Below are 26,864 nucleotides of genomic sequence, written 5' to 3'. Positions count from 1 at the left end.
GAAATGAAGATGAGGATCTTTTAAATTGAGAACAGATACGATAGAATGAGTAATGGACATAGTGAGATTTCCTTTCTGTAATTTGTGGTGATTTTATTGTAACGGAAATTCTTACCTATGTCTCTTTTTTTTATGCTCAAGAAAAAAAGGCGTTGGTTTCTACCAACACCAAAATTTATAGAACCTTTCTTTTCCCTGCTTTCGATTTTAACTTTCGTTTGATCTGGGGAAATTCATATTCAGGAATTTTGATTTCTCAGGGCCTCAGCCAGACTTCGCAACATGACCCGGTAGGCAGGATGATGCTGACTGCGGAAAATGGCGGAATGATGAACCGGGCCGCCCGGATAACCGGCCAGCCAGGCGTTCAGCGTTTGTTCGTCAAACGGCAGCTTATTCGCCTGACATAACCGGCGCATTTCTTTCAATTTCGACTGAAAGCTGTCTTCCGAGCCTGAGTGCTGAGCGGCCGTCTGCCGCATTGCGTCCAGGATCGCTTCCGCGTCGTGTTCCTTAAGCCCGGCCAGATGCAGCCGGACCAACCCATTGCCGATCTCATCCCAACAACGTTCAGCTTTTGGCTGGGCGTTCTCGGCGATCTCCCGCTTTAAATATGCCAGCATCCCCGATGGATCTTCGATCAAATGCTCGCAGCCGAATTCGTTCTGATAAATCAGCTTCACCGCATCCTGCGGCTGCATCGCCGGATACTGTCCGGCATGCCAAAGCAGAATCTTGTTCAGCTCACTCACGCCAGTTTCGCCTTCTGCAGCGCGTAAACGACGGCCGGCAGAAGCAGCAGCTGCAGGATAATCCCCGGCAGCGCCGTGACGAACGACGCCGTCATCCACATCTGAATTGAATATGCCCCGGCTCTGAAAATCAAAGCGTTCATCAGACCATACACAATCCGGCCGCCGATCATCGCTGTGATTAACGAAGCGTACAGGTTCACCAGCGGTTTTTCCGTTTTGATCAGCTTGATCATCACTCCGGCAAGCAAACCATACACCGCCAGCTCACAGATCATGCTTGGCAGATAGGCCGGCCCCGGCATCCCCGTGATCAACGACGATAAAACCGGGGTGAAAATCCCGCAGATCAAGCCGAGAACCGGACCGCAGACCAGGCCGCACAGCAGAACCGGGATATGCATCGGCAGCATCACGCTGCCGGCGTTGGGAATCATGTGGAAAGCCATCGGCAAAACGACGCCTAAGGCCATGCACAAGGCAGTAAAAATCAAGTGTTTCGTGTTTTTCATCTTTGTTTGCTCCTACTCAAAAACAACAGTGCTCTGCCGCTTGGAAACCTTCGTGATTTCCGCATTCGCTTTTTTTGTTTCCGGTAAGACGTAAGATTCCGGCTGCAGCCGGAATCCTGAATCAGACGATCAGCTTCAGGATCATCGCCGCCGCTTTTTCAATCAGCTCATCGACCGGACACTCCTGCACCCCGGCGATCAGAATGCCGCAGCGGTTCAGCGGAATCAGAACCTTCTCCGCCTCGCTCTGTCCAATCGCGGCTGCCATCTTCGGCGTGATTTCCCCAAGCATCGAATCCGCGACGACAATCGAGGCCGGGCCCGCGATCACCGCGGCCCGCCGCGCTGCGGCCAGAACCGGGTTTTCCCCCGTCGCTGCCTGATGCACCTTGCCTTTGAGCATTGCGGACGTAGCGGCGCTGTTGGTGCCCAGCGCTAACAGATTCATTTCCGGCTTTGTTTCAAGCAGCTGATCGCACAGTTTCCGTCCGATCATGCCGCCCTGGCCATCAATAACCACAACTAACGGCGCATCTGTTTTCATCCAGGATCCCTCATTTCGTCTTCTATTACATTAACACCTGTAGTTAGCTCCAGGTCAAGCTTTTTTTTGTGATTTCAATGAAAAAGGATAAGAGCCAGCCAACGCTGAATTTGCGCTATTTCTGTATTTCCGGTTGGAAATCGCAGAAAAACCGGCGCGTTCAGAGCTATCTGCCCCTTCTTCGCGCCGGCCTCTTATTGAGCCGTAGCCTTTTTCTTCAGCCTCAGCACATAGTTGGAATCGTAATACAGGCCCAGATCGTCGCACAACCGCCGATTAATCGCTGTCAATGCGTCGTGATAGCGTTTGTAAGCAGGCGACAGCGCGATCATGCTTGGAATAAAAAGATCGTTATATCCGGCATCTTGAAGCCGCTTCATGAATTTACGCTGACTGACGAAGACTGGTTGGTATTTCATCGGGAAGCTCGTCTTCAGCTTCACCCCGCTTAACACCTGTTTTTTCAGCTTTTCATAATCGTGCTCGCTCATTTCAAGCATCTGCCGCATGCGCTTTTCCATCATTTCCGTCTGATCAAATAAATCCAGGCGATTCAGCTTGTATTGGAGATAACTGATCAGCCGCGTCACCAACGGGATTTTGATGGTCGCCGTATCCCAGAACGCCAGGATCCGCTGATAAGCTTCCTGCTGCTCGGGCGTTGTGATCCGGATCTGTAAATAGGGCATGAAATGATGCATAAAGTAATAGCCGGTAAAGCCCGGGAACATGTCCTGAATTGCCTGACCGATCGTTTCGTAGTCGATTTGCTGGAATGCTTCGTCAAGATTGCCGTCGTTGAGATACTTTTCAAGCAACTGCAGTTGTGTCTGATCCTGCCGCAGCTGATCACGCTTCTGCGCAAGAATTTCCCGCAGCCGCGCGGAATCTTCCGTTTTCAGTAAGTTTTCGATATCCTTAACTGCGATCCCCAGCTTGCGGTACAGCGTAATCTTTTTCAAACGTTCCAGATCATGTTCATCGAAGTTGCGGTAGCCATTTTCATCCCGCTTCACTTTCAGCAGCCCTTCTTTTTCATAGTATTTAATCGCCCGCTGACTCAGTCCGAGCTGTTCAGCCGCTTCGTTCATTCGCATCTTTTTCACCTCGCAGCCTCAGTGTAAGCCCGGACGCGGCGTCCGGGTCAAGCAAAATTCCTCAATCAAAGATAAAAAGCTTTTCGATCGGCTGTTCAACAACGCGGGAGATATCAATCGCCAGCTTTAACGACGGGTTGTACTGGGCTTTTTCCAGCCGCATGATCGTTTCCCGGCGGACATGCACCAGCTCCGCCAGCTGTTCCTGCGTCAGGCCCCTGGCGAGGCGGTATTGTTTTAACTGACAGGTAAATTCCGGCATCGTTCTACTCCTGACGTTCATAGCGATATAACAGATATTCGCTCATGAACACCGTAACGGCATAGGCCAGGGAAATTCCGATGGTCAGATAAATCGCGACATAGTCCAGCTGTTGACTGAATAAACCAAAGCCGACCAGCCACAGCATCAGGAAGATCAGGCTCATGCCGATCTTATACGCTTTTAACTGCGCTTTCAGACGGTGTTCCTCAAACATTTCATCCGCCAGCGTATCAGACAGCTTGCCTTCGTAGTAGAAGCCGAAAAAGCCGAAGAAGATGAAGAAGAAAAACGGAAAGATCACACGCTGGGCTGCATAGGTCCAGAAACCAAGAAAGCCCAGAAATCCAAATAAACCAAACAACCCCATCCGCGGATCCAGATGCCGGGTGTAGCCCGGCTGATCCTGCAGACGCTGCCGTCTTGCGGCTTGAAACAAACGGAAGCCCGACGCCAGAATATATACGGCAAACAGCGGCACCGCGATCAACATCGGCAGATCCTCCATCCGGAACTGATAGGTGGATAAGTCCATCGGTGCGACCCAACGGCTTTCATTGTAAAGGACAGAGTAAGCACAGGACGCCAGCATCACCGCCAGAACCAGACCCCCGGCAAGCAGCCAACGTGTCATTGACTTTCGATTCATCAGAGCACCTCCAAGAGATATATTTCTCTCTTTATGAGATAAATATATCACACATCTTTCAAAAGTCAATCACTTTGAGATAAATAGATCACATTTTATTTTTTAGATTCAATATGAAAAAAAGCACCGCGGTTCTCCACAGTGCTTCAGCAGTATTTTAGAATGAATCAGCCCAGGCTTTCAGCGCATCAGCCCCAATCGAGGAAGCGAAGCGCTGGCCTTCGCAAAGAAGTGCGCCGGAACAGGAGCCCCGGAGTTCCGCGTTGGTATTGCCCATCCCGCTGGAACCGGAGGTCGCGAAGGGAATCACCTTTTTCCCAGTCAGATCATATTGTTCCAAAAAAGTGTTGATGATCGTCGGCGCGACATACCACCAGATCGGAAATCCGACGAAGATTGTGTCATAGTCCTCCATCATTTCCACTTTGTTTTTCACTTGAGGCCGGGATGTTTTATCCCGCATTTCCACGGAACTGCGGGATTGCGGATCATTCCAGTTTAAATCGGCATCGGTATAGGGCGTCGCCGGCTCAATCTGAAACAGATCGGCATGGATGGCGGAAGCCAGAGTTTTGGCAACTTTCCCGGTTACTCCGCTGGCTGAAAAATAAGCGACTAATTTTTTACTCATCCCTTTTTCCTCCTTCTACTCCAAATAAGTCACGGTCTCGGCAAGCGGCTTGCGCTGACTGTGCGCCGGCAGTGCTTTAAAGCCTTCTGCCGCATACCCCAGATCGAGAACCATCAGCACTTCTTCATTCTCCGGCAAATTCAACATCTTTGCCATTTCTTCCGGATTGAAGAGATTGACCCAGCAGCTGTCGACGCCTGCGTTTTCCGCTGCCAGCAGCATGTGCGTCGCGACGATCGTCGCATCTTCGACGCCGGAGTCACGCTGTCCGCCCGGATAGGTGAACACATTGTTCTTATCGAAAGCGACCACCACGACCGTGGACGCGTTATACCGGCATGGCGTGACCTGATCCAACTTTGCCAGTAGGGTTTGGGACTGGATGACGTAAATTCTCTGTTCCTGCAGATTCTTCGCTGTCGGCGCCCGCCTTCCAGCTTCTAAAATCGCTTCCAGCTGCGTTTTTTCCACAGGCCGGCCGTCGAATTTCTTACACGAGTAACGGTTTTGAACAACTTGAGTGAATTCCATCTTTCATGCCTCCTTTAACCTGTCCGCCTCCGGCATTTTATACTTTCTCCATGGATCTTCCTTGTCCGAATAAACGAAAGGAATGAAAAAATACCGCAGACGCTCAGATTCTTCCTGATTCATCTTCAGTATAGTTCCAGATTTTGCAAATGTAAAATGCTTATCTTCTCTGGTCTGCGATTCATTTTCCGCAGAGCAACAAAGGTTCCCTTTCGATCCCTGTTAAATTGAATTGCCGGATTGCGTCCGGCTTCGGATATTGGCGAAAGGAATATCGTTCGGTTTTTAGTTCACCGCAGCGGGAGCGTGATTTCATTATTGTCCGGCGTCGCTTCGTTCCACATCGCTTCCAGATACTGACCGAAAAACAAGTCTTTCCCTTCCCTTTGCCATAAATACCAGGCTGCATCCTGTCGGATCCGCGGCTTGTTTTCCGCCAGTGTTCCGTCAAAAATTTCATCATTCATCATTACCGCCAGCTCGATCATCGCCGCCGTTTCCTGCGGGCTCAGTTTCAGCACCTCAAGCGCGCTTTGCATCTGCCGCCGGGTCGTCTGATCAAAACAAAGCTTTGCCTGACTTTGCAAGTCAGGATCGGCCAGCGATTCGGTCTGATAATGCAGCGTGCGGTCCGCATCCAGCGTGATCACACCGTAGTGCAGCGGCGTGACGGACAAGGAGGATGTTGCGACATCCACAAGCCCCTCCTGCTTCTGGATATGCTGAATATGCATATGTCCGCTGAAATTCACGCGCACATCATAAGTGCTGAGCAGCGCTCGGACGGATGCCGCCCCCCGCGCGGTAAATCCATAGGAGAACATCGCCGTGTGATCGGCCAGATTCTGATGGCTGAGGGAGAGTATGGTTTGTTGATCTGCCTGCGCTTTTTCCAGCTGACGCTCGATCCAGCGCTGCGTTTCTTCGCTCACGGCGCCCGGATCTTCCGGACGATTGGCGTCGATCAGCAGCAGCTGAACGTCTTCCGCTAATGGAACGAGGCAGCTCAGCGATTGAGGATCGCAGCTGATTGCGGGATGACAGGTCAGATTCTGGTAGATCGCGGCAAACTCCGCCGCGTCGACCGATTCGACGTGACGAGCCTGAGCCTGACTGAACGAAGCCGCCGAGGCGTTATTTAGATCATGATTGCCGGGAATTACCCACACGTCGATGCCCGCTTCCGTCAAAACCTGCAGCTTCCGCGCCAGCCGCTGATAGCTGAGCTTTTCGCCGTTGAAGGTCAGATCACCGCTCAGCAGGACGGCCTGCGGTTTCTTCTGCAGCATTTCCTGTACGAACTGATCAACGAGAGCTTCGCTCTTTTCCGTCAGCTTGCCGTCGCTTTCCTCAATCAATCGTTGAAAGCGCTCGCCCTGATCGTGCAGCTCCGGCGCTAAATAATGCAGATCCGTGGCGATGACGAGCGTCAGCGGTTCGTTCTTCTTCGGCAGCGTACCCGCTTTGACGCAGCCGCCTAACAACAGGGCGCTGACCGCAACCCCGATCTTCCATTTTCCCGACATTCTCTTCCTCCCTGCCGCCTCACTCTGCCCAAGTTCCTGTCCGAATGATCCAGCCGCTTTGCAGCCGGGCGGTCACTCGCTCGCCGGCAAACTCCACTGTGATGTTCATCGGCTGCGTCAGCTGGACATGAACTTGATCTACTAACGCTTCCCGCGGCCGGATCGTCAGTCCCTCTGCCGTGTTTTCCACGGTGCAGTGAAATGCGTCCCATCGGCCGTCTTCTTCATGAACATAGGCGCGGGTTAAGATGACTTCCTCCACGCATTTGAAAATCTCATGCACATCGTTGTCGCAGCAGCCGCCCTGATCGGTCGTCACGTCCGGCCAGCTGCCAAGATATCCAAACACCGCGGTATTTTCAGGTGCATGATACCAGCCGCTGATCATCCCGACGCGCTCCTCTGCGATCGTCCGCGCCTGAAACTTTCCGCGGCCGGGGTTTTCCGGATCCCCAACGAAGGACATGACCTCGCGGTGCGGATCGGGCACAAACGCCCAGTTCAGCGTTTTGTTTTCCACATCCAGCAGACTGACGCAGCTCATCAGCGTATTCATCGCGTCGATCAGATAGTCACGCCGGCCGCTCAGCAGATACAGATCGATCATGCCGTACACCTTCCAGGCGCTCCAGCCGTGCGGAGAATTGATCATGTTGCCCATCGTCAGCACGTCGTACTGCGCTTCCCAAAACCGCAGCGTCGTCCCGCTGCAGCGGCTGTCCGCCACGACGGTCCGTTCCAGACAGCGATGCTTGCGGACTAAGCATTCTGCCGCTTCAATATACGGCCGGCGTGCTTCCGGCTCCAGCATTTTCGCCAGCATCGTCAGCTGCGCGACAGAGCAGGTCAGCATGCCGTCCTCCAGCGTGGCCTGGCCTTCGGTTTCTATGTTATCCCGATGCAGCGCCAGCTCGTCAACCGCCCGCTTCGCCGCCTCAAAATGCCGCTGGGCGCGCGCCTGCCATAAAGCTTCCGGCTGCCGGCGTTCTTCCAGAACCAGTTCAAGCAGGCTTTTCGCAATATAAATAACACTCGTGTAGTGCTTTCCTTTGCCGTTGCAGAAAGCGCCGTCTTCCCGCTGACTGTGCTCGATCAGCCAGTCAGCCAGTCTCGCGCCCAGTTCCAGCGGTTCGTCACTGTGCAGCGCGGCGCCGAGATCCGCCATCAAACCGATCATGCAGGCGGTATTCTGAATTCGGCCAGGATGCACAGTCGGACAGCCTTGTTCAACGTCAAAGCCCAGCGGCACCAGCTCGCGAACCTTTTTAAGATATGCCGCACGGTCAAAATCCAGATCATGAAGGATCGCGGCCGCGCCGGTAAACAAACCATACCAGCTCTCGCAATGCGTTCCCATTTTCTGCGGCTGACTCAGCGCCTGCCGCGCCGCTTCTTCCATGATCGTCCGCCATGGATGGATAAACTGAACCCACGCTTCACTCTGATGCTTCCCATTCGAGGCCGTCAGACGAAGTTCGCGGGGCTGGTCCGATTTCAGCCGCACTGTGTATACGCCCGGCTTTTTCAGCGAACAAGGCACCGCCCGTCCCTCTGCCAACAGCGTTGGTTCCGTCCGGGACAACAGTTCAAATTCCAGCACACTTCCGCATTCCGCGCTCCAGCGCTCGCCCGCAAAAACCGGTACGCCCTTTTCCGCCAGCCACGATGGCACCGCTTGTTCTGCAGCCAGCTCGGCGATTTCAATCCGCCACCGGCGCGTTTCCCACGGCTTAAGCGGCCGGGATTGAGGATGCCGGTCCGGCAGCTTCCCGCTTTGCAGAAAGTCCAGACAGAACGTCATGATCCGATGTCCGCCATCCGCGAAAAACCGGTTGTAGTCGAGATGCCAGCTGGCGATCGGATCCGGGCTGTAAATTCCAAGCCGCCGGCCTGAAGGACTGGACAGAAAACCCCAGAAGTATGTTTTCTCACACCGCAATAGCGTCGGCGCAAATACCGTGTCCCATTGCGGATAGCTTTCCATGCAGCAATCCAGACCGATGCGCAGCCCCAGCTGATCCAGCGGCATTGTCTGCGAGCTTTGGTTCTCCGCTTCCGCCTCGATGATCAGACTATCTCCTTCCGTCTGGAAACGATAGCGCAGTTCAACCCCGAAGAACGCTTCCTTAAACCAGCCTTCCTTAAAACGCGGCGAAGTTGACGTGCGCAGTTCCTCTCCTAAGCGGCACTGCCACGCCGGGCCGCCATAGTCATCCTGACGAAAGGGTACAGCTTCCGCATGAAAAACACAGTATTTGATTTTCCCTGTTGCCGTTAATTCTAATTTCATTGGTTCCGCTCCTTTAATCCTCCGGATGTCCGATGAAGATCCAGAGTCTTCTGATGTAAGTTTCTAACAGATCAGGACAAGTTTCAAGTTCTTTTGATCTCCTTTTTCACTTCTATCGTGAATTTTCACTTTGCCGCTGCGCTCGTCATGATGATCAAAACTCCGCTCATTGAAACCGCAGAGTCCGCTTCTCATCAATCCCCTTCGTTAGAAACCGCAGAGTCCAGGTCTTGTCAAGACATCGGCCTGCTTTCCATCCCATTGTGGATTCCCACGTCAAAAAGGTCAGTCTCCTGACCATTTCGATTTATGACAAGTTCTCTGGTCGTTCCTCTTATTCATTACCAGGCGGACAAAAATGAAGTTCAGACAGACGTCTTCTTTTCAGCACTTCTCTCTCCGCTCAAACGAAGATGTGAAATTACAGCTGGGCAAGAACCAGACCGATATCCTGTTGAATACAGATCGCCTGTTTTGCAAGCTCTTCCGGGCATAGCGCTTCCGTTTTATTGATGCAGGCATAAATTGCTTTGGAATTCTGCGCTGTCATCTGCCAGAAAGGGTATTTTATAATCCCCGGCGTGTTCAAGCCCACGCCCAGCTCCAGAAACAAAATTCTTTTGTGCATATGCTGCCGGAGAAATTCACCATAACGCTGTGATGCCGCATGCCAGCCTTCATCTTCGACAAATGAGGAATCAATCCGCAGATTCATACTCATCGGTTTGCCGCAGCGGGGACAACGGGGAATCAGCCGGGAGGGGATCCGAAGATGGGTTTGCGACCGGACCATTTCATGCACAAGCGCCTCATTGTCATAGGTTTTCTGATGACACGGCACGCTGCATTGCCATAATCCGTAATCTCCCTGCATATAAAACAACCGGCGGCGGTCAAAACCTGCTTTCTGAAACTGATGATCGACATTCGTCGTGATCACGAAGTAGTCCTTTCCCTTTACCAGTTCCCATAGTTCTTCATAAACCGGACACTCCGCAGGGCGATAGCGGTTCAGCTCAATATAACGGCTCCAGTAAGCCCAATATTCTTCCAGCGTTGTAAACGGATAAAAGCCGCCGGAATACATGTCCTGAAATCCATACGTATCCGCGAAATCCTGAAAATATTCATAAAACCGGGGACCGGAAATCGTGAAGCCGGCGCTGATGGATAAGCCGGCCCCCGCGCCGATCACAACCGCCTGCGCCTCATTCAGCGCTTTCCGCAAGGCTGTGATGGAATTTTCCACAGTGCTGGCTCGTTGATCTTTCATCGTAAATCTCACCTTTCTGACGTATTGAACGTTCTTTCATCGCTCGGATAGAAGCCGCGGATCCTGTTTTCAGATCAGCAATTTTCACCGGTTGTCTTCCTCTTCAGCACAGCCCAATCCTGCGCGGTAAAGTTGGGCGTCGTGATCGCGGAACACATTAAACACGACTTTCAACGGTTCGTCATTTTTCCTTAAAAACGTCCGGACCGTACGAATCGCAATCTGCGCGGCAGTCTGGGAAGGAAAATGATATTCTCCCGTCGAGATGCAGCAGAAGACCAGCGTTTTCAGCTGACAGGCGGCCGCTTTCTGTAAACATGCGGTATAACAGGCTGCCAGCTGCTCGCAATGCCGTGAGGTCAGCACGCCGCGGACCTGCGGACCGACGGTATGCAGCACCCACAAAGCCGGCAAATTGAACCCCGGCGTGATTTCAGCCTGACCGACCGGCTCCGGCATATTCTGATTTTCCCTCAAGGTCTGGCATGCCAGCCGCAGCTGGATCCCGGCGGCAGAATGAATCGCGTTGTCAATGCAGCCATGATTGGGTATGAAGCAGCCTAGCAGCGCGTTGTTGGCGGCATTGACGATCGCATCCGCCTTGATTTTGGTAATGTCGCCCTGCCACAAACTGATGCCCGGTTCCAACTCAGGCAATGTGGCCGCGTCGGATATGACAGAAGAATTCAGCTCTGTCTGTAAATAATCGTCCTGAATCCGCAGCCACTTTGGATCCATCGGCCAGGGCGGGCGCACGTTCATCAGACCGCGCAGCAAGTGCTGGCGCTGGGAAAATTGATCAGGGATTTCAATCTGCTCTTCCCATCTCTGTTCACGCAGAAGTTGACGGATCAGCCAGGTACAGCGTTCATCCTGATTCATGGTTCGCGCACCACAGCGTGCTTCGGGCAATGCAGCTGGCACTGTCCACAATGCAGACAATGTTCCTGTTGAATCTGCGCCTGCTTACCGATCAACGCAATACACTGCTGCGGACAAACACTCAGACAAACGCCGCAGCCGTCGCACTTCGCCATGATCCCATACCGCATGCCTGCCGGTTGAGCTAGGCCGATCGTAAAGCGCTGGCGGTAAACCGGCCGCGGATTAAGATAGAAAATTTCGCCCTGTCCTTCATAAAGCTCAAACATGACCAACGCCTGCCGGGTCGTTCCCGGATAAATCATCTGCATGTAGGGATTCTGTTGGAAAGCCCGCTCCAGCAATCCCGGATCCGCCGGTCGGACCTTGCCTCGCAGCGAGACGGAAATGCCGGCCTTTACGCCTGACAACGCGATAAACTTCTGCGTTGTCAGCTGATCATAGAAAGCTTTTCCACGCGCAGTCAAAAAGATCGGTTTCCTGTCTTCGATCAGCATGATGTCGATCGCACGGGTCTGCGGCCGGCCTTCGTCATCCAGCGTCGCGACGATTACCGAATGAATGTCTTCCTGCAAGATTTTTAAAATATCTTCCTTTTCCATGACTTCGTCCCCTTTCTGTGCTAAAAAGCGGCCGACCTCAACGGTCTGCCGGTTTGTCGATTAGAACGAGTATTCCTGCGGCGGATTGCCGGAGAAATCAGCGATCACAGCGTGCGCATCCGCCAGATAGAAGACGACGAAGATCGGATTGTCCGGCGTCTGATACTGGCCTTTGACGATCGGATTTTCAAGGCACATTTCCTTAACGGCACGGTTATCCTCAAAAACAACTTTACCATTAAGGCGAATCCAGGCATAAGCCGGACTGGCTGCGCTGAGCTCAACGTTGGGATTCGTCAGCATATCCTGATAGACTTCCTTCGTGTTGTTTGTGCAGAACCACAGCCTGCCGTCTTTTTCGCCGGCAAACATGAACGAACGGCACTTCGCCTTGCCATCGCGGCCAACCGTCGCCAGGTATTGAACCGGATTTTCGTTTAAGAACTGAATCACTTCCTGCATTTTCTTTTCCTCCTTCAGGTTTTCCACAGAAGGACTTGTGTTTGTCCTTCGTCAGGATTAGAATAGCATTAAAGGGATCAAAACGAAAGTAAGCACTTAATTGTGCTCTAGGTTCCAAAAAGATACTAATGAGGAAAGAAGGAAGATTATGAGCGAGGCAATCCAGGAGAAGCGACTGCCAGCCTGCCCGGTGGAAGTCACTTTGACGCTTATCAGCAACAAATGGAAGGTTCTCATTCTGCGGGATTTACTGCCCGGGGCGAAACGCTTCGGGGAATTGAAGAAGTCGATCGGTACGGTGACGCAGAAGGTTCTGACGGCGCAGTTAAGGGAAATGGAAGCTTCCGGCTTACTGACGCGCACCGTGTATGCCGAGGTGCCCCCGCGGGTGGAATACGCGCTGACTGAACTGGGGTATAGTTTAAAGCCGGTGCTCGATGCGATGCAGGCGTGGGGCACGGATTATCAGATGAAGCATTAGTGCAGGAAGGACGATTTCATGGCGAATTCCCCTCCCGCTCTGACCTTTGCCACTCTTTTTGAACGTTAAAACGACAGGCCATTATTTGCATCCTGTCGTTTTTAAATAGATCAAATTTAACTTCCGCTGATCAATGCTTAAGCCCGCAGACTTACAGCGCGCCGACGACCTTGCCGGCTTTGCGGCCCCAGTGAATCGCACCCAGCAAAGCGGTTCCCGATCCCGGATAGAACGGACCCACCCAGCCGGCGGACGCCATGCCTGCGGCATACAGCCCCGGAATCACTTCGCCCTGGGTGTTAACGACTTCGCAGTTCAGGGTAATCTTCAGACCGCCGATCGAGCCCAGGTTCATGAACCCTTCTTCAAACGCATAATACGGACCTTCGATGACTTCCAATCCGGTCGCGCGGTCAAACTGACGATCCTTCCCGGATTCTGTGATATCCTTGTTCCACTGATCCAGCGTCGCCTGCAGATTTTCGCCGTCGACGTCAATCTGCGCCGCCAACTCCTGCATCGTCGCCCCCGTGAAGGCTTTGCCGGACGCCACCATTTCATCCAGCTTTTCTTTGGTCATAACGGCATTCGGGCCGCAGATCGTGTAGCAGACGTGATTCGTCTTGGTCATCTCCCGCCACAGTTCGCGCGAAGTCAGAGCATACGTCGTATCTTCGCAGGCGAAACGACGGCCATATTTATTTACGAAGAAACAGGGCATCAGCGGCGTCTGGCGGTTAATGCCTGCGCTGGTCTTGCCCGTCAGGTCGATGACCCCGCCGAAATGCGTCAGCTGTCCGCCGATCGCCGCCGCCATCCGGATTCCGTCGCCGGTGTTGGTCGGCGCCGCCGCGCAGATCGAATTGGCATTGTCATAATACTGATTCGGACTCAGCGCCTTGCTCATTTCCTGATTGTGATCAATGCTGGATGTCGCGATGATCACACCCTTATTCGCCTTGATCGCGATGGTTTTGCCTTCCGATAACGCTTCCGCGCCGACAACCTTGCCGTTTTCAACGATCAGCCTGGTCGCTTCCGTGTTATACATAAATTCAACGCCGCTCTTCTCCGCCGCGTCATGAACCGCCGTGAACATCCCGGAAGCGCCGACGTCCGTACCATGAATCCGGTCGGCATAATTACTCTCATCCGCCATCGGCACATGAGCGGAGCCGGTGACATTGGTAAACTCCAGCCCCAGACTTTCCAGCCATTCGATATGGCCCGCCGAGCCGGCTGTCATATCCTTGACCAGTTCCTCGTCCAGCGTGCCTTCGCCCTCTTCCAGATAATACTGCGCATGTTTTTCCGCCGTATCCTCCTGATAGCTCGTCAGCTTTTTCTGGGCCGCGGTGCCGGAAGCCTGGATAATCCCGCCGGAACGGATCGACGTGCCGCCGAAGCTTTCCGCTTTTTCCAGAATCAACGCTTTCGCACCGGCCTGGGTTGCTTCGTAACCTGCGCACATGCCCGCGCCGCCAGCGCCTAAGATCAGAACGTCCGTTTCCTTATCCCAGGTCCGCTGTTCCCCGCCGTCCTGGTTTTCAGCTTTCGGCGCTTCATTCGCCGCGCATCCGGCTAACAAACCGCCGACAGCCAGCGTTGCCGCTGACGCGGCCATGCCTTTGATGAAATTTCTTCTTGAACACTCTTTCAAAATCTTTCCCTCCTTGAAAGCAGAACTCGTTCATCCGCTCACAAAGCAAGTATAAACTGATGAACTATTCATCAGTCAAGCGTTTTCAGAGGAATATCGACATAGACGTCGAAATATTCGTCCTCCTGATTGTACTTACTGATCAACAGATAAATGACGAACTCCCGCTGCAGCCGCACCCCCTGGTTTTCCATTGTCTGATAGAGACCGCGCAAGGATGCCTGCAGCTGCGTTTCAAACGCAGTTCCCCCGACGCGAAACGCGCAGAGGCAGCGCTGTTCCGCCGGATAAAAAATAGCCTGTTCCGGCAGCGGAAGCTGAAATTCCCTGACCCACGCTTCTTTCAGCACCAGTCCCTGCGCCGACTGCGGCCGCAGCGTCACTTTGAACTCCTGATCGCAGATCGCCGTGAATTCATTGCTGGGCAGCTGCTTATACAACGCCTTCAGCACCGGATCGCCCAACGCTTCCCGTTTGATAAAATAATAAGGTTCCGTCATCAGCAGCATGGGATGATCGCGATAGCTTTCATAGAAACGAAGCAGGTTGATGAAATTTTCCAGAAAGCGCTGTTTCAGCCGCAGCAGGCGGATTTGATCGTCAATCGTCTGCATTTCATTCTGGCAATATTGGAGTTTTTCCTCGTTGTCGCTCTGCCGTGTCAGCGCTTTAATCTCGCTCATGGAAAAGCCGAGACCGCGGTAATGGCGGATATAGGAAAGTGCGACGAAATCCTGAAACGAGTAGGTATGATATTGATTGTCCAGCATTTCCGGATTGAGCAGACCGGTGCGGACATAATAGTTCAAGCTCGTTCGATCAATTTCAAAAGCCCGGGATAACTGGCCGGTTTTAAACATAGGCTTCACCTCTCGGCTATCATTTTACCATTATTCACGATTGAATTATCAGTTTCTTTTATTTCCGGATCCCTTGGGAAACAAACAGGCATGACCGACAAAAATTCCAATGAAACATCCTCCTTGATTCAACAAAAAAAGGAATCGCCTTTGAATCAGCCATTCCTCTTCTGGTTCTGTTTTTTCTTACTCGTTGCGGTTCTTCATGTGCGGGAATAACAGCACCTCGCGGATTGATTCCTGACCTGTCAGCAGCATCACGAAGCGGTCGATGCCGATGCCGATGCCGCCGGTCGGCGGTAAGCCGTATTCCAGCGCTTCAACATAATCGACGTCCATTTCGCTGGCTTCCGCGTCGCCCATTTCCTTCAGCTTCAGCTGTTCCTCAAAACGCTGGCGCTGATCAATCGGATCGTTCAGCTCGCTGAACGCGTTGGAATATTCCGTGCCGTAAATCAACAGCTCAAAGCGATCTGTGAACCGCGGATCCTTTGCATTCTTGCGGGCCAGCGGCGAAATCTCTACCGGATGTCCATAGACAAACGTCGGCTGCGTGATCTTTTCCTCACAGAACTGTTCAAAGAACAGGTTGATGATATGACCGACTGTGCGTTCATGCGGCTGGACTTCAACGCCGTGTTCCTTTGCCAAAGCCAGCGCTTCCTCGACGCTCATGGCTTTCCAGAAATCAACGCCGGTGACTTCCTTTACCGCGTCGACCATGTGCCAGCGCTTATACGGAGCTTTCAGGGAAATCTGCTTGTCGCCCAGCGTAAAGTCAGTCTTGCCGAAGACTTCCATTGCAACGCTTTCAAACAGACCTTCGTTCAGCGACATCATCCCTTCGATATCGCTGTAAGCCACATACGCTTCCACGGTTGTAAATTCCGGATTGTGCTTCGGATCCATGCCTTCGTTGCGGAACAGGCGGCCGATTTCATAAACCCCTTCCAGTCCGCCGACGATCAGGCGCTTTAACGGCAGCTCCGTCGCAATCCGCAGATAGAAATCCATATCCAGTGTGTTGTGATGAGTCACAAACGGTCTTGCCGCGGCGCCGCCTAAAATCGGCTGCAGCACCGGGGTTTCGACTTCCATCAAGCCCTGACCATCCAGATAATGCTGGACAGCGCGGATGATTTTCGGACGCAGCATCGCGATCTTGCGGCTGTCTTCATTCATGATCAAATCGACATACCGTCTTCTGAAACGTTCCTCAACATCCTGCAGGCCATGGAATTTTTCCGGCAACGGCCGCAGCGCCTTGGTCAGATGCTCCAGTTTCTCCGCCTTCACCGACAGTTCGCCGGTGTTGGTCTTGCAGACATAGCCTTCGATCCCGACGATATCGCCCAGATCGGCAGCCTTAAACAGCTCGTAAACCTCTTCTCCGACCACGCCCTTGTTGACGACGACCTGAATCTGGCCGTCGCGGTCCTGCAAGTGCATAAAGCCCAGCTTGCCCATCCGGCGCTTGGTCATGATGCGGCCGGCAATGGCGCACGGAATCTTCTTTTCTTCCAGCTCTTCCTGGCTTACTTCGCCATATTCTTCCCGCAGCTGGGCGGAACGGTGCGTGCGCGCAAACGCATGGCCAAACGGATCAATGCCTTTGGCCCGAAGATCCTCCATCTTCTGACGGCGAACCAGTTCCTGTTCTGATAACTTCTGTTCCATTTTCTTTTCCTCCTTTTGCTAATAAAAAAACTCTCAAATCCGATAGGGACGAGAGTTGTCATCGTGGTACCACCCTAATTCATGATTAAATCGCTTTAATCATCTTAGTGACTGATTGATTTCAGTCTGCCCGTAACGCAGGTCTGCGTTGACGCTCCCAGCCTTTATTCGTCCGGATTCTGCATATCCCTTTTCACCAGTCCGGGACTCTCTCGCTGCAGCGTTTCCGGATTACTCCTCTGTTCCTCGCGCAAATAATCGTTTAGATTATAGCATTTTCAAATTGTTTGTCAACGGGTGAAATGTCATTTCAGAGCTTTATAAACGGGTTTTACAAATTTTCCCGGAAGGAAAACCAGAGCGGATTGAATCTGCGTTTAGCTTATTCTTCATTGGATCGCAGCTTAATTGACGGGGATAACCTCAAACTGAATTAAAACAGCTTGATGTTCAGCCCTTGTAAATAGAAGGCATTCTCCCAGCCCGGATAATCAACATGAAGATAAGTGAAGATTGGAACATCCTGTTCTTCCAGCAGTTCTATCGCCGGTTCCATAATATCCGCATAATAAGGAAGATAATAACTGTATTTATCATCATGAGTGCGGTAAATCATTTGGATGGCGCCTGCCGCGTCCTTCAACCCTTGGCGGCGATACCGCTTATCCGTTTCCACCTGAGCCTGAATCAGGATTTCTTTATCCTCCTTACTTAAACTCGCGGTATTCTCGACGTTAAAGTATTTATAATAGCTGCCGACTTTGCCAAGACCATCATAGTAATTGATAAAGTAGACGTCTTCAACGGTCGTCTGCCGGGTCATGCCCCAGCCGCCGCTGACCCGCCACGACAAGAAAATTCCCTGAACCACCAGAAACTCGACGGTCAGTACCAGCAGCATCACTTTGTTCAGCTGAATCTTCGAGTAAGAAAGAAAATGGATCAACAAATAAAGCACAGCTGCCAGAATCACGGAAAGCAGACATTGTTGGGGCCTGACCGCCGTCAACGATCCCAAAATCAGCACGCCGGCGGCGGAAGCGGCCGGCATCAGCTTAAATACAGCGCTTTGCATTAACGTTTTATGTTCATTCCCCGCTGAATTCTTGGTCACCTGATAGACAGCGGGCAACGCGACGGCCAGATAAATGCCGTCGACAAGCAGACAGCTTCCTAACGAAGGAAATGTAGAGTCGCAAATCAATCCTTTTGCTGCAAGGGTAAACAAACCCGGCAGACAACCGAAATCATGCAGCAGCGTAAAGAATTCCCTGAGCTGATAGCGATAAGTAACCGTTTCCCGCATAATATCCACAGACGCTGACACGACAAAGACCGGAGCCAGCGTCCAGACCGCGATCGTCAGCATCGCCTGAAACGATTTGCGGCTGCGCAGAAATACCCAGGCGCAAAAACAAAGATAGATCATCATCGCCAGCATCAGCTGCACCGTTCCATTCCAGATTGAGATCACAGTGGCATGGCGATCAAGCATGAGAATCCCCAGGATCAGCCAGGCGATCAGATAAGGAATCAGGAAGACAAGGATTCCAGCTGTTAACCGTGTCAAAATCAAACTTCTTTTCGTCAGCGGCAGTTGATAGTCATGAATTTTTTCCTCCCACTTCATCGTAAAGCCGAGCTGACGCCGGATCAGGATGATGATGAGCAGCAGCAGATAGATAAAATAAAAGTTAAACAGAAGACTGGCATCGTCCATCATCGTTGGAAAATTGACATAGACAAACGGCATGATCAACAAATCCAGAAGCAGCAGGCAGAGAAACAATTTAAAATCTTTCTTTAACATGAACGTTAATAATTTCTTGTGAATCATTGCAGTTCCTCCCGCTTTTCCAGCTGCGCCAGGAATATTTCTTCCAGCGTACAATCAAAGATTTCAAGAATGACCGGATTCTGCTTCCGCAGCTTCGCTTCCACCTCGTCATGATCGCCGCGCAGAATCGCCTGCGCCATCCGGGAATGAATTTCCAGCTTCAGCACCTCAAGATCCTGAAACATCGCGGGATTGATCGGATGATCAAACGCGAGATGGACTTTAACCAGCTCCTTTTGCGTTTGAAACATGGAGTTCTGATGCAGAATCCGCTTCTTGTCCAACAACGCGTATTCATCGCAAAAATTCTCCAGATCGCTCAGCCGGTGCGAGGTTAATATCGAACTCATGCCTTCCTCAACGGTCTGCGCCGCCAGCTGACCTTGAAGCAGCCGTCGGGCAAATGGATCCAACCCATCAAACACCTCGTCGATCAAAAGCAGCTCCGGGTGCGCCGCCAGCCCTGCGGCCATCAAAACCTGCCGTTTCATCCCCTTGCTGAAAGCGGAGAAAGGTTGTTTCGGATTGAGCTTTAACTGGCTTAACAGATCGTAGAATAACTCCGATTCCATGGCCGGATAAAATAAGGAAAGATATTCGATCAGTTCCCGGGCATTTTCCGTCTGTGCAAAAACGGGTTCATCCTGAACCAGAAAAATCTTCTGTTTAACCTCCGGATGATCGAGCACCGGCTGTTCTTTCCATGTAATTGTTCCTTCATCGACGGGAATCGCGCCGCTGATACAGTGCAGCAGCGTGGATTTCCCCGCTCCGTTGATTCCGATCAGCCCCAGGATCGAACCGGACGCCAACTCCAAGCTGCAATGTTCCAATACCGTTTGTTCGTCATACACCTTCCGGCAATTTTCCACCCTTAACATGGTTTACCCCTGCTTTCCTTCATAGACTTCCCGGACAATTTTCTGCGCGTCATCCTCAGAGATTCCGGTTTCCCGGCAACGGATTACCGCTTTGCGGAATTCTTCTTTTTGTCTCAAACTTAAAATGGAATGCACATTCTGATCGCTGACAAAAAAACCTTTTTTAGGTTCTGTGACCAGAATGCCTTCGTCTTCCAGCTCCTGATAGGTTTTCACCACCGTATTGGGATTGATCCCCAACTCCCGCGCCAAAATCCGCACTGAGGGCATCCGGTCCTGCGGCTGCAGAACCCCAAGACTGACATACCGGATAATTTGTTCCTTCAGCTGTTCATATATCGGCTGACGGCTGTGCTGATCTATTGTAAACATGTCATTCTCCTGTTCGTTCCTTGATTTGACGCTGCAGTGTTTCAATCGCGGCATTTAAAACGGTATCCTCACCGCTCAGTAAATCTTCCGGCGTTGTCCACATTTCAATGTCCGGATCTGCACCGCGATTCCAAATACTTTTTTTATTTGGACCGTAACAATTCATAATTGATAAAGTATACTTGCTTCCATCTGAAAGAGAGACATCATAAATATTTCCTGTCGCTCCATGGGTTCTCAGACCCATCAGTGTAAAATTATCCATAGCTTTCGCTGTAACAGAAAAAGTATCCGCCGCCGATCCAGCATATGGCGAAGTAAGAATAACGACAGGTTTATCCATTGTAAAAGGTTTCTTAGGAAATTCCCGATGATCCTCAAGCTCTTCGATATGGCTCAGATAATCATCAATTTCTTCATCTATCCCATAATACTCATGTTTTACCATGCGCTGAGCAGATTCGTCAAGTTCTCCTCCACTATAGAAGAGAGAATCATCATTGTCTCCATACGGAATCCAGGAAGAATGAAATTCAGATTCAAAGCGGAAGGTTCTTGGTAAAGGCTGATCTGTAAAAGAATTTAACACGATATCCCCATTATATGAATTCCCACCGCCATTGTGACGAATATCAATAATTACCCCTGAATATGGTTCAAGCAGGGGCATGACTTGTTCATAATAGAGATCTTCACTGTCTCCCATAAAAGATGTTATTTCCAAATACACAAGATCTTCGTTAAGTTCACACATAAAATAAGGACTGGATTTAAGCAGAAGTTTCTTATCTGAAAGTGACGGTGTTTTTAACTGATTTACATAAATGGAACCTGAGGTTTCATAACTGGCTTTTGAATCTACAAATTCACCCTGCGGGGTTAACCATTTTAATGTAATCTCTTTTCCTTTTTCATCTTTTAAAAACTGCTCTACCGTTTCGATTTCATGGGCGGGTTCCGTCAGCACCGGTACATACTTTTCAAAATTCTTCAAGATGTAATCGAGTGCGGGCTGATCTTCCACTTCAAGGAGTTCACTGCCTAAAGGAACTTCATAATTCCGGCTGGCAGCTTTGAGAAACAGCCTGCCATCAAGATCTTCCAGGTCAAAAGGCAGGTAGGCTTTGTTCAGCTGATATTCTGACGCGGGAATAAAGTTGGTATGTCCATCATGAAGCAAAGCAACAAATTCCCGCATGGCGTCAACATATTCATCATCCGTTTCCGCATTCATCACCCGCGGTAAAAATTCCTGATATTTCTCATCCCAGTCAAAATCCTCCGGCATCTGATTCCAATATCCATAATAATACTGCGCGGTTGACCAGACTTCAGATAATGCAGCGACTCTCAGCTCTACCGGTTTCGTGCATTGTTCTCCCACTTTTTCTTCCTGCAGCGCATTCATTTCCGTTGCGCACCCGCAAAGCATGAAGGCCATCGTCAACATCGCAAACAATTTCTTTCCCATTCTGATTATCCCCCAAGATCGCAAAAGGATCTGCTGGATTGCGTATCCGCAATCTGTACTATTCATAATAATACAGTATAACAATCTTTTCCGTTTGTCAATTTCGAAAGGAAAAAAACCACTCCCGGATTTCAGGAATGGCTTTCGTTCTTGATTCATTTACTCTGCCGGATACAGCCTGTCGAAATTACCGCTGACCAGCGCTTCTTCATAAAGCTTTAGCATCGACTCAAATTCAGCATAGGTTGTCATCTGATTGATACGATCTTTCATCCGGTTGGAGTAGGGAATGCCCTGGATGTACCAGCAGGCGTGCCCGCGCATCTCCTTCATACCAATCCGTTCGCCTTTTAATGTGCACAACCGGCGGGCGTGTTCCAGCGCAATCTCAAATTTTTCATGATCGCTGACGGGTTCGGCTGACCCTTCCCCGGAGAACGCGCAGACCAGATCGCGGATCAGCCACGGATTGCCCAATACGCCCCGGCCGATCATCACCGCATCGACTCCAGTCTCCTGAATTTTTGCCACAGCGTCTTCCACACTGCGCAGATCACCGTTGCCTATCACTGGAATCGAAACAGCTTCTTTCACCTTCTTGATCCAGCTCCAATCGGCCTTGCCCTCATACAGCTGACTGCGCGTCCGGCCATGAACCGCCAGCGCGCTGACGCCGGCTGCTTCCAATCCCCGCGCCATTTCCAGCACATTGATCGAAGAACTGTCCCAGCCCAGACGGATCTTGGCCGTCACCGGCTTTTCCACCGCTGCCACAATTTTACGCACCAGCTGACAGGTCGCTTCCGGATCCTTCATCATCGCGCTGCCGGAACCGGAATTGACAACCTTCGGTACTGGACAGCCCATATTGATGTCGATCACGTCGCAGTCCGTTTTATCCAGCACCTGCGCCGCCTGAATCATCGACGCTTCTTCATGACCGAACAGCTGCATCGCGATCGGATGCTCATTCGGAGCCAGCTGTGTCATCTCCATCGTCTTTTTATTGGAATAACAGATCGCTTTGTCGCTGATCATTTCCGTATAGATCAGACCCGCGCCGAATTCATGCGCGATCGTCCGGAACGCCGCGTTGGAAATCCCGGCCATCGGCGCAATGACGACCGGATTGGCAATTTCAAGATTTCTTATTTTCCACATGCCGCTTTGAACTCCAGGATGCTGCGGAGATCATCTTCGGTAAACTGAACTTTATTGTTGCAGTATTCGCACTTTACTTCGCAGCCGTGGTCTTCTTCCAGCATCTTTTCCAATTCCGCGCGATCCAGCGTTGTCAGCGCTGCTTTGAAGCGCTGCTTGCTGCAGTCGCAATGCCACTGGATCGGCTTTTCTTCCAGAATTTCCAGATCGTCAAACAACATCGCCGCTAGCGCCCTGGCGTCATGGCCTTCCTTCACCAGCTCCGAAACCGGACGCAGCTTCGCGACTGCGGCTTCCGCCAGCTTGATATCGTCTTCCGTGGCCTCCGGCATCATCTGGATCAGAATTCCGCCTGACGCTATCACCGAGTTATCCGTATCAACCAGTACGCCCAGCGATACCGCGGAAGGTGTCTGTTCAGAAATTGTAAAGTAATACGCGAAGTCCTCGCCGATCTCGCCGCTGACCAGCGCAACCTGACCGGTGAAGTCGTTCTTCATGTTCATCCGCTTAATGACCTTTAAATAGCCATCCTTGCCGACCGCCGTTCCGACCGCCAGCTTGCCGGTATCGTTATATTTCAGATAAATTTCTGGATCGCCGACAAATCCGCGCACATTGCCGTTCGCCCAGCCGTCGGCCATGATCGTTCCGATGGGACCGCCGCCGTTGATCTGGACGGTCACCTTTTCTTTTTCCGTCTTTAACATGCTGCCCAAGATCGCGGTGATCGTCAGCACGCGGCCTAACGCCGCCGCACTGGTCGGCCACAGATCATGCTGCTTCCGCGCCTGTTCCGCCAGCTGCGTGGAGGTGCAGGTCAGCACCCGAATATGCCCGTTCGCACTGATTGCGTGAATTAATGTATCCTTCATTGAAAAAACCTCTTTTCTATCCTGTTTTTTTGCACCCTAAGTTTATTATTAAACCCGGCGCTTGTCAAACACCCTGATTTGTTTATAAATAAGAATAAAGCAAATCTTTACTGGAAACCTTTATTTTTCCTCTGTGTTTAAAGGTTCACAGACTTTTCAGCTTCACTCTCTTTAATAATGACTTCACTGAATAGCTAAAATGACGTGAAAATCTGGCAAAAATTGAATAATTTGCCAATTTTCCACGTCAGCACGATGCTCTGCATTGAATAACAAAACATTGGATAACAAACTTATTGATCCGCTGCAAACTCTTTCCCATTCATACTATAAGAAAAGACAGAACAATCGCTTTTGATCATTCTGTCTTTTTTCTTGAGGTAAACTTGAATTACTGTGCGGAAGCCTGGTTCAGGCAGTCGGTGACCGCATCAAGAATTCTGCCGCTGGACAGCGTGCAGCCCGAGATCGTGTCGACATTGACGGAGTTTTCCGCAACGATCGCCGCTGGCAGATCGCTGATCGCCTTATCGGCGACACCCGCTGTTTCATGCTGTTCAACGATTTCAACCGCGCTGATCTTGCCGTCTGCGATTGTCGTCTTGACTGTCATCTGACCTTCCTGGCCTTCGACCGTCGCCGTGTATTCGCCGTCTTTCAGCGTCTTGCTCATATCGAAGCGATCCGCGGACGCCGTTTCCTTCTCAAACAAGGAAGCGTCGAACAGGTTGGATGCCGCTTTCACGGTATAGCCTTCCGCCAAGGTGTCCGTCATTGCAGTACGGCCTGCAATCCGTCCGAAGGTGATCGGGCCCATGACGCCGGTGCCGCCGGAAACGAACTTGCCCCAGATGCCGCCGGTGCATTCGCCTGCCGCGTACAGACCCGGAATGACGTTGCCGCTTTCATCCAGAACATGCGTCTGCGTGTCGATCGAAACGCCGCCCAGCGTCATCACAACCAACGCTTTTAACGGAATCGCATAATACTTGTCGCCTTCGATCTTGTTGACCGCCAGGCTGTAAGCGGATGGCGTCGCGTCAAAGCTGCGTCCGAATTCATCTTCAGCTTCGCCGTCGACGGCTTTGTTGTAAGTTTCAACCGTAGCCTTCAGCGCATCCGCCGGAACGTTGATCAGCGCGGCCAGGTCTTCCAGCGTCGCCGCCGACTTCACCAGGTTCTTCGCCCGTCCGGTTTCCGGATTGAAATACAGCTGATACATCATATCGCCGCCGGCTGCAGAAAGATCCGCAACGATCTTGTCGGTGAAGATATCATACTGAACCGCGCCCGGCTGTTCTTCCAGCGCGACTTCACGCACATCGACGCGCGCTTCCTGTTCGTTGACAAACCGCTTGCCTTCCTGATTGACGCAGATGCCGCCGGCCTTCCAGGTGTAAGTGGAACCGATCGTTCCGCTCTGCGGACCTGTCTGCACGCCCATCGGGAACGTCGGGATGTAGCTCATCGCTGTCTCATCGACGTTGGCGCCGACTTCCTGCATCATCCGCAGCCCTTCGCCCATCGAGGTTGTAGAGCTGAGGTAATCCGCGCCGTGTTCCGCGTATTTGCCCATCAGCTTGAAGTTTCCGGAATAACCGCCGGTCGCCATAACGACGCCTTTGTTGGCAGTATATTTAATCGTCTTGCCGTCTTCGGTAACCGCTTCAACGCTTAAGACCTGACCCTTGTCGTTCGCCAGCAACTTCACGCCGTCGGTGTTGAAATCAATCGTAACGTTGTCCAGCGTCTTGATGTACTGATCGAGCACCTCATGCGCGGCGCTGGAATAATGTTCCTTGTCGTCGGCCTTCGGTTTGTAGGTCCGCTGAACGGAATATAACTGATGTTCCGGCGCGAAGACCGCTTTGCCGCCGGTCGCTTTGTCTAACGAGAATTCGTTGTCGGCTAACCCGTGCTCCAGCATCCATTCGAACATGTCGGTATCTTCGTTAACAAAGGTTTCGATCAGTTCGCGGTTGCCCAGCTGAGCGCCGTTTTTCATGATGTCTTCCACAAAGGAAGCCTTCGTGTCTTCGATGCCGGCTTCTTTCTGCAGCGAGGTTTCCGCCGCAGACATCGAGCCGGACGTCAGATTCAGATTCCCGCCGGTACGGTTTGTCTTTTCAATAATGATGACGTTCTGCGCGCCGTTGTCGGTGGCCGCGATCGCAGCGGATAACCCCGCTCCGCCTGCGCCTACGACGATGACGTCGGCTGTTTTCTCTTCATCATACGCCGTAGCCGGCGCTGACGGTTGTTGTTCCGCAGGCTTGTTGTTGGATGTTGAGCATCCGCTCATCGCGGAAACCATCAACAAGAAGGCTGAACATAAGGCTACTGTTTTCTTCATTTCTTTCCTTCCCTTCTGATTGTAAGTTTATCATTTAATAATGTTTTCACAATATCAAATTCACTCCTGATTTTAAGAATTTCAGAACCTTCATTTTTGCATTATGGAAATCTATGTTATACTTAATTCAACAGAAACTGAGGTGATTGTGGAATGAATTCAATTTATACGCCCATAAAGAAAGATAATTTCTCCAAAATCGAAGAAGAATTTGATTATGAAATTCTTAAAATAGGAAGGTTTTCCAAGAAGCCGCCTTTGATCAATCACAGCATTTTCATGAACCATTTCAAGATCCTGTTCTTCCTGCATGGACATTGCCGGATTATCGTTGAGGATCAGGAATACCAGGTCGGGCCGGGCGATCTGCTGATCGTGCCGATCAACGCCTTTTATACGGTCAGTTCCGTCGGCGAAGATACAATCGAGTTTTTCTTTCTCCATTTTACCGTTCAGCCGGTGCATAAAATCGCACGGTTTATCGAGTCGCTGGAGCTGACGCAGATTCTGGTGCTGCACGATACGATCAACGAAGTGCTGGTGCATCAGCTGCAGCACACGATTAAAAAGGTCAACGAGCAGGAGCCGGGTTATTATCTGGAAGCAGTCCTGCTTCTGCAAAGCCTGATGCTGCGGCTGCGGATTCTGCGGCAGGAAGGTGATCATCAGCGGGCAGCTTCCCCGCATATCCGCTCCAGCGAGGAAACGGTATTCAACCAATGCGTCCGCTATCTGCAGGAGCATTTGAGCGAAAATATCACGGTCGACAAGCTGTGCGAAATCGCGCATGTCTCGCAGAGTTATTTATACCGCTGCTTTAAAAAGCTCGTCCAGCAGTCGCCCAGCCAGTTCATCCTGCAGTTTAAGCTGCAGAAAAGCCAGGAATTGCTGAAAACAACAGATGATTCGATCACCGCGATTGCGGACGCGACCGGCTTCTCCTCCATCTATTTGTTCTGCAGCACCTTTAAAACCGCGCTGGGGGTAACCCCGACGCAGTTCAGAAAGCATTTTAAAAATCAGGGCTCCGGCGCTTAAGCCGCGAAACCCTGATTTTTTTATATCTTTAGAGGCCGCATTCTCTCCCGACTGAAATGAAGCAAGCTTGCGCTGCCTCCGCTGGCTGATCGCGTTCTCGATCATTTGCCTGTCCTCGCCGTTTGTTCCGCGGTCGGGGATGCGAAATCCTTTGGCAAAAAACGCCTCGGTTAAAAGCTCAGGAT

26 protein-coding genes and 1 other annotated feature are annotated in these 26,864 nt (G+C 51.4%); of the genes, 2 read left to right on the top strand and 24 right to left on the bottom strand.

Translation table 11 applies throughout. The features are described 5' to 3' along the window. Nucleotides 1-239: 239 nt before the first annotated feature. From I2D94_RS01050 to I2D94_RS00985, 14 genes are all read right to left on the bottom strand, one after another. Nucleotides 240-752 (bottom strand): hypothetical protein, encoded by a 513-nt coding sequence (locus tag I2D94_RS01050; RefSeq protein ID WP_195395298.1) that lies wholly within the window; start codon nt 750-752, stop codon nt 240-242. After that, nucleotides 749-1,264, bottom strand: coding sequence for an ECF transporter S component (locus I2D94_RS01045; protein ID WP_072685512.1), 516 nt, complete (start codon nt 1,262-1,264; stop codon nt 749-751). Before I2D94_RS01045 ends, I2D94_RS01050 begins: the two co-directional genes overlap by 4 nt. A 121-nt stretch (nt 1,265-1,385) precedes the next feature. After that, on the bottom strand, nt 1,386-1,808 hold the full coding sequence (locus I2D94_RS01040; RefSeq protein ID WP_072685511.1) for a DUF3842 family protein: 423 nt from the start codon (nt 1,806-1,808) through the stop codon (nt 1,386-1,388). A gap of 194 nt (nt 1,809-2,002) precedes the next feature. Next, entirely contained in the window at nt 2,003-2,905 is a 903-nt protein-coding gene (locus tag I2D94_RS01035; protein ID WP_195395297.1) for a MerR family transcriptional regulator, read from the bottom strand. A 61-nt stretch (nt 2,906-2,966) separates the two neighbouring features. Then, nucleotides 2,967-3,167: a helix-turn-helix transcriptional regulator gene (locus I2D94_RS01030; RefSeq protein WP_072685506.1), complete on the bottom strand. Its 201-nt coding sequence runs from the start codon at nt 3,165-3,167 to the stop codon at nt 2,967-2,969. 4 nt (nt 3,168-3,171) lie between these two features. Further along, nucleotides 3,172-3,816 carry a DUF3796 domain-containing protein gene (locus tag I2D94_RS01025; RefSeq protein ID WP_195395296.1) on the bottom strand — a complete coding sequence of 215 codons (645 nt, stop codon included), beginning with the start codon at nt 3,814-3,816 and terminating at the stop codon, nt 3,172-3,174. A gap of 157 nt (nt 3,817-3,973) precedes the next feature. Next, on the bottom strand, nt 3,974-4,447 hold the full coding sequence (locus I2D94_RS01020) for a flavodoxin (protein WP_195395295.1): 474 nt from the start codon (nt 4,445-4,447) through the stop codon (nt 3,974-3,976). A 15-nt stretch (nt 4,448-4,462) separates the two neighbouring features. Further along, the gene (locus tag I2D94_RS01015) at nt 4,463-4,978 is read right to left on the bottom strand and encodes a nitroreductase family protein (RefSeq protein ID WP_195395294.1); all 516 of its coding nucleotides are present in this window, start codon (nt 4,976-4,978) and stop codon (nt 4,463-4,465) included. A 290-nt stretch (nt 4,979-5,268) separates the two neighbouring features. Beyond that, the gene (locus I2D94_RS01010; RefSeq protein ID WP_195395293.1) at nt 5,269-6,504 is read right to left on the bottom strand and encodes a metallophosphoesterase; all 1,236 of its coding nucleotides are present in this window, start codon (nt 6,502-6,504) and stop codon (nt 5,269-5,271) included. A 19-nt stretch (nt 6,505-6,523) separates the two neighbouring features. Next, nucleotides 6,524-8,794, bottom strand: coding sequence for a hypothetical protein (locus I2D94_RS01005; protein WP_195395292.1), 2,271 nt, complete (start codon nt 8,792-8,794; stop codon nt 6,524-6,526). A gap of 421 nt (nt 8,795-9,215) precedes the next feature. Beyond that, nucleotides 9,216-10,067 carry a Sir2 silent information regulator family NAD-dependent deacetylase gene (locus I2D94_RS01000; RefSeq protein WP_195395291.1) on the bottom strand — a complete coding sequence of 284 codons (852 nt, stop codon included), beginning with the start codon at nt 10,065-10,067 and terminating at the stop codon, nt 9,216-9,218. Nucleotides 10,068-10,151: 84 nt separating this feature from the next. Continuing rightward, nucleotides 10,152-10,949, bottom strand: coding sequence for a protein-ADP-ribose hydrolase (locus I2D94_RS00995; protein WP_195395290.1), 798 nt, complete (start codon nt 10,947-10,949; stop codon nt 10,152-10,154). Then, nucleotides 10,946-11,551 (bottom strand): 4Fe-4S dicluster domain-containing protein, encoded by a 606-nt coding sequence (locus tag I2D94_RS00990; RefSeq protein WP_195395289.1) that lies wholly within the window; start codon nt 11,549-11,551, stop codon nt 10,946-10,948. Before I2D94_RS00990 ends, I2D94_RS00995 begins: the two co-directional genes overlap by 4 nt. Before the next feature lie 60 nt (nt 11,552-11,611). Continuing rightward, entirely contained in the window at nt 11,612-12,013 is a 402-nt protein-coding gene (locus I2D94_RS00985; RefSeq protein ID WP_195395288.1) for a pyridoxamine 5'-phosphate oxidase family protein, read from the bottom strand. 148 nt (nt 12,014-12,161) lie between these two features. Between I2D94_RS00985 and I2D94_RS00980 the strand changes: the two genes are divergently transcribed. Continuing rightward, nucleotides 12,162-12,494, top strand: a complete 333-nt coding sequence (locus I2D94_RS00980; RefSeq protein WP_072685491.1) for a helix-turn-helix domain-containing protein — start codon at nt 12,162-12,164, stop codon at nt 12,492-12,494. A gap of 151 nt (nt 12,495-12,645) precedes the next feature. On the opposite strand, the gene I2D94_RS00975 is transcribed toward I2D94_RS00980, so the two are convergent. From I2D94_RS00975 to I2D94_RS00930, 10 genes are all read right to left on the bottom strand, one after another. Continuing rightward, the gene (locus I2D94_RS00975; protein WP_229056705.1) at nt 12,646-14,154 is read right to left on the bottom strand and encodes an FAD-dependent oxidoreductase; all 1,509 of its coding nucleotides are present in this window, start codon (nt 14,152-14,154) and stop codon (nt 12,646-12,648) included. Nucleotides 14,155-14,225: 71 nt separating this feature from the next. Continuing rightward, the gene (locus I2D94_RS00970; RefSeq protein ID WP_195395287.1) at nt 14,226-15,014 is read right to left on the bottom strand and encodes a MerR family transcriptional regulator; all 789 of its coding nucleotides are present in this window, start codon (nt 15,012-15,014) and stop codon (nt 14,226-14,228) included. 186 nt (nt 15,015-15,200) lie between these two features. Next, nucleotides 15,201-16,691 carry a lysine--tRNA ligase gene (gene lysS, locus I2D94_RS00965; protein ID WP_195395286.1) on the bottom strand — a complete coding sequence of 497 codons (1,491 nt, stop codon included), beginning with the start codon at nt 16,689-16,691 and terminating at the stop codon, nt 15,201-15,203. Between the two features lie 41 nt (nt 16,692-16,732). Then, nucleotides 16,733-16,947: a binding site (T-box leader), on the bottom strand. A 177-nt stretch (nt 16,948-17,124) separates the two neighbouring features. Further along, a complete protein-coding gene (locus I2D94_RS00960) occupies nt 17,125-18,528 on the bottom strand; it encodes a hypothetical protein (RefSeq protein WP_195395285.1) in 1,404 nt (467 codons plus the stop codon). Then, nucleotides 18,525-19,409, bottom strand: a complete 885-nt coding sequence (locus tag I2D94_RS00955) for an ATP-binding cassette domain-containing protein (protein ID WP_195395284.1) — start codon at nt 19,407-19,409, stop codon at nt 18,525-18,527. Before I2D94_RS00955 ends, I2D94_RS00960 begins: the two co-directional genes overlap by 4 nt. A gap of 3 nt (nt 19,410-19,412) precedes the next feature. Then, nucleotides 19,413-19,781 (bottom strand): GntR family transcriptional regulator, encoded by a 369-nt coding sequence (locus tag I2D94_RS00950; protein ID WP_072685486.1) that lies wholly within the window; start codon nt 19,779-19,781, stop codon nt 19,413-19,415. A gap of 1 nt (nt 19,782) precedes the next feature. After that, entirely contained in the window at nt 19,783-21,252 is a 1,470-nt protein-coding gene (locus I2D94_RS00945; RefSeq protein WP_195395283.1) for a S41 family peptidase, read from the bottom strand. Between the two features lie 159 nt (nt 21,253-21,411). Further along, nucleotides 21,412-22,413: a tRNA dihydrouridine synthase DusB gene (gene dusB / locus I2D94_RS00940; protein ID WP_195395282.1), complete on the bottom strand. Its 1,002-nt coding sequence runs from the start codon at nt 22,411-22,413 to the stop codon at nt 21,412-21,414. Continuing rightward, a complete protein-coding gene (hslO, locus tag I2D94_RS00935; protein ID WP_195395281.1) occupies nt 22,401-23,288 on the bottom strand; it encodes an Hsp33 family molecular chaperone HslO in 888 nt (295 codons plus the stop codon). Before hslO ends, dusB begins: the two co-directional genes overlap by 13 nt. A gap of 391 nt (nt 23,289-23,679) precedes the next feature. Then, entirely contained in the window at nt 23,680-25,641 is a 1,962-nt protein-coding gene (locus I2D94_RS00930) for an FAD-dependent oxidoreductase (RefSeq protein ID WP_195395280.1), read from the bottom strand. A gap of 153 nt (nt 25,642-25,794) precedes the next feature. Here I2D94_RS00930 and I2D94_RS00925 point away from each other — a divergent pair, with 153 nt between their 5' ends. Then, nucleotides 25,795-26,679 (top strand): AraC family transcriptional regulator, encoded by an 885-nt coding sequence (locus I2D94_RS00925; protein ID WP_195395279.1) that lies wholly within the window; start codon nt 25,795-25,797, stop codon nt 26,677-26,679. The last annotated feature ends 185 nt before the right edge of the window (nt 26,680-26,864 follow it).

The organism is Holdemania sp. 1001302B_160321_E10 (assembly GCF_015552275.1).
Taxonomy (GTDB): Bacteria; Bacillota_I; Bacilli_A; order Erysipelotrichales; family Erysipelotrichaceae; genus Holdemania.
The sequence above is the reverse complement of the archived record's forward strand: the minus strand, read 5'-3'. Positions and strand labels throughout refer to the sequence as shown.